The organism is Chitinimonas sp., assembly GCF_041904975.1.
Lineage (GTDB): Bacteria > Pseudomonadota > Gammaproteobacteria > Burkholderiales > Chitinimonadaceae > Chitinimonas.
Genome location: NZ_JAYRLZ010000027.1, coordinates 15,637 through 25,644 on the forward strand (window position 1 = coordinate 15,637; position 10,008 = coordinate 25,644).

Genomic DNA, 10,008 nt, shown 5'->3' on the forward strand with positions numbered 1-10,008 from the left:
GTGGCATCTAACCCCCCCCCCCCCCGGGGGGTTGGGGGTTGGGGTAGAGGGGGCCACCCGCCAACGACCATGGAAGACTGCAAACCATGACCCACCCAGCCCAAATCAAAATCCCCGCCACCTATATGCGTGGCGGTACCAGCAAGGGCGTGTTCTTTCGCCTGCAAGATTTGCCCGAGGCCTGCCAGGTGCCCGGCCCGGCGCGCGACCAGCTGTTTTTGCGCGTGATCGGCAGCCCCGACCCCTATGGCACCCATACCGACGGCATGGGTGGCGCCACCTCGAGCACCAGCAAGTGCGTGATCCTGTCGAAAAGCACGCAACCGGGCCACGATGTGAACTACCTGTACGGCCAGGTCGCCATCGACAAAGCCTTTGTCGACTGGAGCGGCAACTGCGGCAATCTCTCCACCGGCGCCGGCGCCTTTGCCATTCACGCCGGCCTGATCGACCCGGCGCGCATACCGCAAAACGGCGTATGCGAAGTGCGCATCTGGCAGGCCAATATCCACAAGACCATCATCGCACACGTCCCCGTCAGCAATGGTCAGGTGCAGGAAACCGGCGATTTCGAGCTGGATGGCGTGACCTTCCCCGCAGCTGAAATCGTGCTGGAATTCATCGACCCATCGGACGACGGCCCCGGCGGCGCCATGTTCCCCACCGGCAATCTGGTGGATGACCTCGATGTACCCGGCGTCGGCACCCTCAAGGCCACCCTGATCACCGCAGGCATTCCCACCGTGTTTATCAACGCCGCCGATATTGGCTACCAGGGCAGCGAGCTGCGTGAAGCCATCAATGGCGACCCGGCAGCGCTGGCCCGTTTCGAAGCAATCCGCGTCGCCGGTGCGCTGCGCATGGGCCTGATCAAGACTGCCGAGGAAGCCGCCACCCGCCAGCACACGCCCAAGGTCGCCTTTGTAGCGCCCGCCCGCGATTACACCGCATCGAGCGGCAAGCTGATCAAGGCCGGCGATATCGACCTGTTGGTACGGGCGTTGTCGATGGGCAAGCTGCATCACGCCATGATGGGCACCTGTGCGGTGGCCATCGGCACCGCCGCCGCCATTCCCGGCACCCTGGTCAATCTGGCGGCCGGTGGCGGCCAACCCAACGCAGTGCGCTTCGGCCACCCATCCGGCACCCTGCGCGTCGGCGCCGATGCGGCGCTGGAAAATGGTCAGTGGGTGGTAAAAAAAGCGGTGATGAGCCGCAGCGCACGGATTTTGATGGAAGGCTGGGTACGGGTTCCGGGGGATATGGTTTAGGTTTTTTCAGTCAGGTACGGGAGCTTTGCTCCCGTACGATGAATATGAGTGAAATACGGATTGTGTCTAATCAGCCGGAAGCATTGAAGCTTGGTGCTGAGCTCGGCAAATTCTGACGCCGTGGGGTAAGTGCAGTGCTTTATTGTATGACACCTAACTTATCTGCCAGAACGGAGACGCAGAAATGCGGCATAATGAAAATAGATTGCTAGAAATTCTCTCTATCGCACCTGATGTCACGAATAACAGTCGAACAGGTAGTTTATTGGGGGGATTCCTTTTACTTCTATTCTTCACGACTGCTTTTAGCTCCATGTTTCTGCCAACATTGCGTCCATATGCAATGTATTCACTTGCCCTGCTCTCTCCCGTGCCTTTCTTGTTACGTTCGCGTCCCAGGCGAAAACGCGTTCAGCTTGGCCTTACTTGGCTGGTCTTCGACTTTGTTAACGGTGCACGATGGGATGCGAAGTTATGTTGGAGCGTTTGCATATCCACCATATCAAGAATTGATCTACCATCTATTGCAGATAGCCAGTTTGGGCATATTTGCACTATTACTGACAATCAAGAAAATAAATACCAATTTGATACCTCAGGCTTCTCCGCCGCCGATTTGTCTGTCATTTTCACAAAACTTAAAGAACGCGGAGTCCCTCTTTATAGAGACGGTGGGATAGCCATGTAGGGCGGGTTGGCCTCATCAACCTGCGCGGAAACCCGGGCGATCTCTGCTAAATTCCGCCGGTGTTGTGCAAACTGCCTGATTTTGCAGGTTACGCCTTCGGCCAACCCGCACTACCATGCTACGATGCTGCGAAAACTGTATGACTTTGCTACCAGACCACAAGCGATGCGAATCCAGAGAATAGACATCATGCTCGCAAAATCACAAGCTGGCTTCAGCATTTTTGAATTAATGTTTTTCCTATTGATCGTTTCCGGCGCATGGATTGGCGGAGATTTTGGCTACTTACGCCTAAGGCATCCAGGTATGGTAGCGGGAGCTATGTGCGGTGGCCTATTTGGCTACCTAACATCAGTCTCCACTACATTCTTATTAGCGGCCATATTCAAAGCCTTCTTTGGAGGCCCCCTCTTCCCGCCACGCAAACCTGACCTGGAACGCGAGAATGACTGACCTAAAATCTCCGAAGTTGATCGTTTCGAAAGGCATCATGTTCATTTGCATCGCTGCACTTTCAGCCTTTCTGCTAATTGACGAGATGCCTACCGCAAAGGTCGCCGTACTCCTGGTCCTCTTAGTGTGGGCGTCGTGCCGCTCATACTACTTTTTCTTTTATGTTCTTGAGCGTTACGTCGATCCTAACTTACGATATTCAGGTTTGTTGCATCTTATCAGCACGATTTGGAATAAACACAGAGCAGGCCGCGATGGTAAATAAAAGGTCATGTAACTATGTAGCGCTGGTTGACCTTATCAACCCGCGCGGAAGCTTCGGCGATTTCTGCCAAATTCCGTCGATATTACGCAAACTGTCTGATTTTGCAGGTTACACTTCCGGCTAATTCTTCCTACCAAGCAAGTAGCCTGGATGAAGGCGCTGCGCGCTGGAATCCGGGGGCTTTTCTCAAAGCACTGGGCGCGGCTTGAGCCACATGCAGACTCGATCATAAATCATGCGTATTTTACGAAGTCATTCCGATCATGAATAAAACCGAGCTAGAAGAAATTGCAGATTGCGCCTTCCGAGCGCTTGATTTCGCCGGCAGCGATCCTCGAAACCTTCCTATTCCAAGCCAAACCATTGTCTTGGTATATAGCAGCCAAGGGATAATCGACAACGGCGGATTAGAATGCTTCTTTTCAACCGACTTCCCTGAGCATCCGCCATACACACTATTTGTCAACAGCTATCTCCGCATTGGTGCCACGCAGGCCGCAAGGTGCATTGAACAGGCTGCAGCGATATTTCCATTTCCGGAACCACATCTCCACGAACAACAACGCCAGCAATTCATGGCCAGTCTATCTGCCGACCATCCATTCGCGCGGCTCAGCAATCGTATCTGCGGCGATGATTCAGTTTGGGAATTGCTTTGCGCTTACGCCATCAAACATAAAGAAGAGATAATGGGCGAAATGTAATCATGCCGGGCGATTTGGTTTCATGAACCCGTGCGAAAACTCCGGCGATCTCGGCAAAATTTCGTCGGCATTGCGCAAATTGTCGGGTTTCGCGGCTTACGCCCTCGACTAATTCTTCCTGCCAAGCGAATGATATGGTCATTTCTGACTCTTGATTGAATCGGATTTCATTATCGAGGCGTGCTGTTGAAGGCAACTGGGCTATAGCACGATTGCACAGAAACCAACACTTGTCCTGCAGACCCAGCGAAAGCGTTGCCCTGGCTGGAAGCGATGGCGAGAATCATTCCTCGTCAAACGTCCAGGAAGTGATCTTGCGTCTATTTTCTTCCCTGCTTGCCGCTGTCTTTTCGCTTGCCATTGCCATCGTGACGCACGCAGCTTCCGCATCGCGTGTCGAATTCGATTTTCGCAATGCCTTCTTGCCGAATCTGCACCATTTTCTGCTGGACACCGCGCTAAGCAAGGGCGGGCTGGAAGCGGTGGTCTGGGCCAGTCCGCCCGAGGCGCAAGAGCTGCAGCAACTGCGTCAGGCACTTGGCTACTACCGCAGCTACTTCGCCAAGCGCGATTTGTTGTTCGACCACGAGGCCCATGCGATCGAGCTGACACTTGCCTCCAACGACACAGAGCGCGACCCCGGAAAGCTGGCGCTACCCGCCGAACAGGTCAAAGCTATGCAGTTGGCGGCGCCGGTGTATACGCGTTGCCTGTGGGCCGAACACCAGCGGCAAAATCAGGCGTGGATTGCCAATGCGCGTGAGCTCGATCAGCGTTACGGCGCGGCTGTTCAGCAGGAAGTCGAGCGCATTCTGGCGCATGATTTCCATCGTGGCCGCTACCTGGTCGAAGTCGTAGCACGTAGTGGTCATTGGGCTGGCGCCTACACCTTTGACGACCCGCTAACCATCATGCCCAGCGCCACCCCTGGCTACCAGGGGCTCGCGGCGCTGGAAATGATTTATCACGAGACATCGCACGTCGGCGTTACCGACACGGTGAGCGACGCAATCGATCGCTTGCAGAAGGCCAGCCACCGCAAGGCGGCCATGCTCTGGCATGCCGTCCAGTTCTATAGCGTGGGCGAAGCAACGAAACAGGCATTGCAGCGTGGAGGTCAGCAATACCAGCCCTATGCCGATGCAAACCATGTTTACGAGCGCGCCTGGCCACAGGCAATCGGCTTGATTCGCCAGCACTGGGGCGCGTATATGCGTGGCGAGCGCACGATGGAAGCGGCTCTGCAAGCGATTATCGAGGGCAACTCTCCAGCGAACTAGGCTCTGTTGACGTTTTGCTGGCAGCAGGCATCGGGATACCGGCGCACATCAAGGCGCCTGCGGCGCCCCTCGGATTGCGCTGCGCTTCATTCAGGCAACCTGCCCCAACGGTGGTTTCGCTGGAAGCGCAAGCGACGATCCAACGAGCAGCGCCACTGCTTTAGCCCGACCACGCCATGGTGCGCCGCCTAGCCAATCGCCCTTCCAGCCAGAACGCCAGTCGCGACAGGCCAAAGCACAGCAGGAAATAGCCCGCGCCAAGCAGGCCGTAGACTTGTGCCGGCTTGGTCAGCACCTGGCTGTTGACTTGGGAGGCAATGAACGAGGCCTCGGTCAGGCCGATGATGTAGCCCAATGAGGTGTCCTTGATGGTGGCGACGAACTGGTTGACCAGTGAGGGCAGCATATTGCGCCACACCTGGGGCAGGATGACAAAGCGCATCGCCTGCATATAGCCAAGGCCCAAGGAGCGTGCCGATTCCATCTGGCCGCGTGGCAGTGCGGCAATGCCGGCGCGGATGATTTCTGCCAGGTAAGCGCCATTGAACAAGGCCAGCGCCGCCAGCATGGTAGGAAACTGGCCGGATTTATGCCCGGTGATGCCGGGCAAAAAGAAATAGGCCCAGAACACCACCATCAATAGCGGCGTGCCGCGCACGAAATGCACCAGTGCCGTCACTGGCAGATTCAGCCAGCGCCATGGGCTGACGCGTGCCAGGCCAAGCAGGAAGCCGAACGGCAAGGCAAGCAGCAAGGCGCTGGCGGCCAGCACAATGGTCAGTACCACGCCGCCAAGCGGGCCATCGGGGTACTGGCCGACCAGAAAATACAGCCAATAGGTGTCAATCAACTCGATCATGCCGGCCTCGCGGGGAAACGTTGCATATAGCGGGCGGCCAGCGCGCCCAGCAGCAGGGAAATGCTCAGATAGCTGAGGGTGGCAAAGGCAAACGCCTCGGCGCTGCGAAAGCTGGCCGACTCCACCTTGGCGGCCTGGTACATCAGCTCGGCCACGCCGATGACGGTGGCAATGCTGGTGTTCTTCCACAGATTAAGGGTTTGCGACAGCAAGGGCGGCACCGTGAGGCGCAGCGCCTGCGGCACGATCAGGTAGCGCATGGCGGCGATAAAGCCAAAGCCCAGGGCGCGGGCGGCATCGAGCTGGCCACGCGGAATGGCGCGGATACCGCTGCGGATATCCTCCGACATATAGGCGGCGGTGTAGAGCGTCAGCGCCACCAGCGCGCTGATCGCCTCGATATTGCCGGCATACAGCCAGCGCTTGATCGGCTCGGGCAATAGCTCGGGCGCGCCGAAATACCAGAACAGCATATGGGCCAGCAAGGGCACATTGCGCACCGCCTCGACCAGGGTAAACGCCGCCCAGCGCAGGGCGGCAATCGGCGCCAGCCTCGCCAGCGCCAGCAAGGTGGCCAGCGGCAGGGCCAGCAGCAGGGTGCCGCCAGCCAGCGCCAGCGACATCGCCAGGCCATGCAGCAACCAATCGCGGTAGTCGCCAGTAAGCAATAGTTGAATATCGAAATGCATGGGGAGAAATCAACCGGGTAATGGGGTGGGCGCCGCCATATCTGACCGCGCTGCGCCTGGCTTGCGCGGCACGCGCAAGGAAAAAAAGCTGCCCGTGTTACTGGGCAGCAAAGAGCATGGAAAGTGATGGAGACTCGTTACAGCAACACCTCAGCTGTCGACCTTGTCGGAATCGAACTTGAAGCTGCGCGAGGTGAACTTGACCTTGGACGTCGGGCCGTACCACTTGAAGAACAGCTTTTCCGCTTCGCCGGTTTGCTCCAGCTCACGCAGCACACCGTCCACCACGGCCTTGAAACCGGCTTCACCCTTGCGGATGCCGAGCGCCAGTGGCTCGATGCTCAGGTTCTGCGGCAGGATCACATAGTCCTTCTGCGCGGCGCCAAGCTTAGCGTAGTCATCAAGAATCGATACTTCGTCATTGACATAGCCAACGCCCTTGCCCTGTTGCAAGGCAACAAAAGCCTGGCCGGTGGTCTCGAAGGTCACCACATCAACAGTCGGCACCGCCTTGCGGATATTCGGCTCCTGGGTACCGCCCTTCACCGTGAGTACCTTTTTGCCGGACAGCTGCGGCACGGCGGCAATACCGCTGTCCTTGCGCACCAGCACCTTCTGGCCGGTGATAAAGGTAGTCAGCGAGAAATCGAGCTTGGCTTCGCGTTCCTTGTTATGGGTCAGCGAGGCGGCCAGCAAATCAATACGGCCCTGTTCCAGTTCCGGAATGCGCGCGGCAACCGCCAGCTGCTTGATGGTGAGCTTCACACCGAGCTTTTTCGCCACGGCAGCGGCCAGGTCCACGTCATAGCCGACAATCTGGCGCGTTTTCGGGTCGACAAAGCTATTGGGTTCGTCGGTACCGAGCACGCCAACGACCAGCTCGCCCTTTTTCTTGATATCGGCCACCTGGTCGGCCTGCACCTGGGTGCTGAACAAACTGGCCAGCGCGACAAAGCCGGCGATAAGACGGTTACGAGCTTGCATGAACTGCTCCTTGCTTGCGGTTGGATTCGACAGGAGCCAGTCTAGCAATATCGCGATTCGATATTAAAGTTTAGTTTGTTATAACCATTTAACAATTTCGTGATCATACCGCTCCCGCCCGAGGCCAAAAGACAAAGGGCACCCAAGGGTGCCCTGCTTGCCTGCCTCTTGCACTGCTTACCAGTCGCTGGAGCCACCACCGCTGCTGCCTGAATCGAAACTGCTGCCACCCGACGAGGAATCGTCCCAGCTGCTGCCATTGCCAAAGTCGATCGGATCATTGCGCAGCGATTGCTCGGCACGGTTACCACTGTCCTCGCTGTAGTAACCAGGGTTTTGCAGCGGCCGCTCACGCTCGCGCTCACTACCATGGGCAAAATGCTCGTAAAGCTCGGCAGCCGCGACACCTGCAGCAAAGCCGCCAATGCCGGCGCCGATGCCGCTACCGCCGCCCATGCCGTTATTGATGACGGTGGGGCCACCGCCACCGCCATAGCTCTGGCCGCCACCAAAGCCGCCACCCATGCCGGCGGGCTGCATCACGGTATTGCTACGACGCGACAGGATGAAATACAGGCCGCCGCCAATCAGCACAAACAGGGCAATCCACAGCCATAGCGAGGAGGACGACTCCTTGGCTGGCTCGCCGCGCGGCGCAGCTTGCGCATGCTCGGCCACCGGCCGGTCGACACGAGCGGGCGGCTGGTTCTGCTTGTTGAGGGAGTTGAGCAACTTCGCTTCAAATGCGCGGAATTTATCCGGCGAGGTGAAGTGAATCGCCGGGTCGAGCCGCTTTGCTTGCAGCGCCTGATCGGTCGCCTCGCCAAAGCGGCCATTGTGAGCAAGGATTTCGGCATAGATAAAGTGCGCCTTGGCGCTACCGGGCTTGTCCGTAACCACCTGGCGCATCATGGTTTCGGCAGCGGCATAGTCGCCACGGCCGATGGCCGCCTTGACTTCATCCTGGGTCGGGGTGGCCCAGGCCAGTAGCGAGCCGAGTAGCAAGATCAATCCAAACAGGGAACGCATGGCTTCCTCCTACAGGGTTTGGCGCAGATTGCGCCGAGGCATGCTTGATACAGCAGCGAAGATGGCGCCAAAGCGGAGATTGTTCAAGTCTTATTGTCAGGCTTTGGCCTGCAATGACGCTGGGGCGAAAAGGCAAAACCTGTAGACACAGAGATCGGGGAGAACACAGAGCGCACAGAGAAAGGCCAAATCCAGACAGGTTTTCTCTGTGTGCTCCGTGCTCTCGGTGCCCTCTGTGTCTACAGGTTTTGGGCAGTCGATTCCGTCTGCCTAAGTATTCGAGGCTAAAAGGCAAAACCTGTAGACACAGAGATCGGGGAGGACACAGAGCGCACAGAGAAAGACCAAATCCAGACAGGTTCTCTCTGTGTGCTTCGTGCTCTCGGTGCCCTCTGTGTCTACAGGTTTTGGGCAGTTGTTTACGGCTGCCTAAATGGTCGGAGCTGCAAGGCAAAACCTGCAGACACAGAGATCGGGGAGAACACAGAGCGCACAGAGAAAGGCCAAGTCCAGACAGGTGTTCTCTGTGTGCTCCGTGCTCTCGCTGCCCTCTGTGTCTACAGATTTTCGGGTTTACGTTCTGCCCGGAAAACTCAAGGTTTTGGCTGGAAGGCCGGTACGCCCATCTGCCACAGGAAGAAGCTCCACACATCGGCCGTTTCGGCAATCTGCTGCGCCTTGGTCGAGCCCATGCCGTGGCCGCCATCGTAGTCCACCCGCAGGATCACCGGCTTCTTGCTCGACGATGCAGCCTGCAAGCGGGCGGCCAGCTTCGCCGGCATCCAGGCGTCCACGCGCGGATCGTTGGCGCCGGTGGTGACAATCACCGCCGGGTAGGCCACGCCATCCTTGATGCGATGGTAGGGGCTATTGGACAGCATGGCGCGGAAGTCAGCCTCGCGCGTTACCGTGCCGAATTCGGCGATATTGGGCGGGCCGTTCGGGGTGAATTCCATGCGCAACATATCGGATACGCCCACCGCGCTATTGGCTGCGGCAAACAGCTCGGGCCGTGCGGTGATGGCGCCGCCAATGGTAATGCCGCCGGCACTGCCAGCACGGCCGGCGAGCTTACCGGGCGAGGTATAGCCTTCCTTGACCAGCCAGTCGGCACAGGCAATAAAGTCCTTCGCCGTATTGGCCTTGGTCTGGATATAACCGCCGCGATGCCATTCCTCACCGAACTCGCCGCCGCCACGCACATGGCAGGTGGCCAAAACGCCGCCCTGCTCGATCCAGGCCTTGGACTGCGGATTGAAGCGCGCTTCCATGGTGATGCCATAGGCGCCATAGCCGCTCAGCTGCAGCGGATGGCTGCCATCGAGCTTGGCAGCACGCGGCATGACAATGGACAGCGGCACCATTACCCCGTCATGGCTTTTCACCATGACCCGGCGCGCTTCGATATCGGCAAAGCTGACCGGCGACTTGGCCATCAGGCCAGTGTCGCTGACCGTGCCGCGCTTGCCATCCACCGAGAAATAGCGCGGCGACTCAGTCCAGCTCTCCAGCTTGACCAGTAGCTGGTTGCCGGTCTCGCTGGCGGCCATCTCGCGCATGCTGCCATTCACCGGCAGGGTTACCGGTTTGGCTTTGCCGGCAAAGCTCAGCTGCACCAGCTTGTCGACGCCGCCTTCGCTGAGCTTCACCCACAGGCCGTCGCGGCCCACTTCCACTTCGCGGATCACACCAGCGCCTTGCGGCATCACCAGACGCGCCTGCTTCATATCCGGCTTGTGCAAGTCCAGCGCCAGCAACTTGCCGCGCGGTGCATCCTTGAACGACA

General features: G+C 58.2%; 10 protein-coding genes. 5 read left to right on the forward strand and 5 right to left on the reverse strand.

What is annotated here, in order from left to right; genetic code table 11:
- The first annotated feature begins 86 nt into the window (after nucleotides 1-86).
- The 5 genes from prpF to ACE3OH_RS04555 all read left to right on the forward strand — a co-directional run bounded on the left by prpF (nucleotide 87) and on the right by ACE3OH_RS04555 (nucleotide 4,661).
- The gene (gene prpF / locus ACE3OH_RS04535) at nucleotides 87-1,271 is read left to right on the forward strand and encodes a 2-methylaconitate cis-trans isomerase PrpF (RefSeq protein ID WP_374349028.1); all 1,185 of its coding nucleotides are present in this window, start codon (nucleotides 87-89) and stop codon (nucleotides 1,269-1,271) included.
- A 184-nt stretch (nucleotides 1,272-1,455) separates the two neighbouring features.
- Nucleotides 1,456-1,959 (forward strand): hypothetical protein, encoded by a 504-nt coding sequence (locus ACE3OH_RS04540; RefSeq protein WP_374349030.1) that lies wholly within the window; start codon nucleotides 1,456-1,458, stop codon nucleotides 1,957-1,959.
- 189 nt (nucleotides 1,960-2,148) lie between these two features.
- Entirely contained in the window at nucleotides 2,149-2,412 is a 264-nt protein-coding gene (locus ACE3OH_RS04545; protein ID WP_374349032.1) for a hypothetical protein, read from the forward strand.
- Between the two features lie 528 nt (nucleotides 2,413-2,940).
- On the forward strand, nucleotides 2,941-3,381 hold the full coding sequence (locus ACE3OH_RS04550) for a DUF4375 domain-containing protein (RefSeq protein ID WP_374349033.1): 441 nt from the start codon (nucleotides 2,941-2,943) through the stop codon (nucleotides 3,379-3,381).
- Nucleotides 3,382-3,695: 314 nt separating this feature from the next.
- A complete protein-coding gene (locus tag ACE3OH_RS04555) occupies nucleotides 3,696-4,661 on the forward strand; it encodes a hypothetical protein (RefSeq protein ID WP_374349035.1) in 966 nt (321 codons plus the stop codon).
- Nucleotides 4,662-4,821: 160 nt separating this feature from the next.
- Here the strand turns inward: ACE3OH_RS04555 and ACE3OH_RS04560 are convergent, their stop codons facing one another.
- From ACE3OH_RS04560 to ACE3OH_RS04580, 5 genes are all read right to left on the reverse strand, one after another.
- Nucleotides 4,822-5,520: an amino acid ABC transporter permease gene (locus ACE3OH_RS04560; RefSeq protein ID WP_374349036.1), complete on the reverse strand. Its 699-nt coding sequence runs from the start codon at nucleotides 5,518-5,520 to the stop codon at nucleotides 4,822-4,824.
- On the reverse strand, nucleotides 5,517-6,209 hold the full coding sequence (locus ACE3OH_RS04565) for an amino acid ABC transporter permease (RefSeq protein ID WP_374349037.1): 693 nt from the start codon (nucleotides 6,207-6,209) through the stop codon (nucleotides 5,517-5,519). The genes ACE3OH_RS04560 and ACE3OH_RS04565 overlap by 4 nt, the downstream gene beginning before the upstream one ends.
- Nucleotides 6,210-6,359: 150 nt before the next feature.
- On the reverse strand, nucleotides 6,360-7,193 hold the full coding sequence (locus tag ACE3OH_RS04570) for a transporter substrate-binding domain-containing protein (RefSeq protein WP_374349039.1): 834 nt from the start codon (nucleotides 7,191-7,193) through the stop codon (nucleotides 6,360-6,362).
- A gap of 177 nt (nucleotides 7,194-7,370) precedes the next feature.
- Nucleotides 7,371-8,222 (reverse strand): tetratricopeptide repeat protein, encoded by an 852-nt coding sequence (locus ACE3OH_RS04575; RefSeq protein WP_374349040.1) that lies wholly within the window; start codon nucleotides 8,220-8,222, stop codon nucleotides 7,371-7,373.
- A 593-nt stretch (nucleotides 8,223-8,815) separates the two neighbouring features.
- On the reverse strand, nucleotides 8,816-10,008 hold a 1,193-nt coding region (locus ACE3OH_RS04580), incomplete at its 5' end, for a prolyl oligopeptidase family serine peptidase (protein WP_374349041.1).

Bases quoted from the DNA above. Each gene is read 5' to 3' on its own strand.
- ACE3OH_RS04570 (WP_374349039.1), bottom strand. From the start codon at position 7,193: ATGCAAGCTCGTAACCGTCTTATCGCCGGCTTTGTCGCGCTGGCCAGT.
- ACE3OH_RS04540 (WP_374349030.1), top strand. From the start codon at position 1,456: ATGCGGCATAATGAAAATAGATTGCTAGAAATTCTCTCTATCGCACCT.
- ACE3OH_RS04565 (WP_374349037.1), bottom strand. From the start codon at position 6,209: ATGCATTTCGATATTCAACTATTGCTTACTGGCGACTACCGCGATTGG.
- prpF (WP_374349028.1), top strand. From the start codon at position 87: ATGACCCACCCAGCCCAAATCAAAATCCCCGCCACCTATATGCGTGGC.
- ACE3OH_RS04550 (WP_374349033.1), top strand. From the start codon at position 2,941: ATGAATAAAACCGAGCTAGAAGAAATTGCAGATTGCGCCTTCCGAGCG.
- ACE3OH_RS04545 (WP_374349032.1), top strand. From the start codon at position 2,149: ATGCTCGCAAAATCACAAGCTGGCTTCAGCATTTTTGAATTAATGTTT.
- ACE3OH_RS04575 (WP_374349040.1), bottom strand. From the start codon at position 8,222: ATGCGTTCCCTGTTTGGATTGATCTTGCTACTCGGCTCGCTACTGGCC.
- ACE3OH_RS04560 (WP_374349036.1), bottom strand. From the start codon at position 5,520: ATGATCGAGTTGATTGACACCTATTGGCTGTATTTTCTGGTCGGCCAG.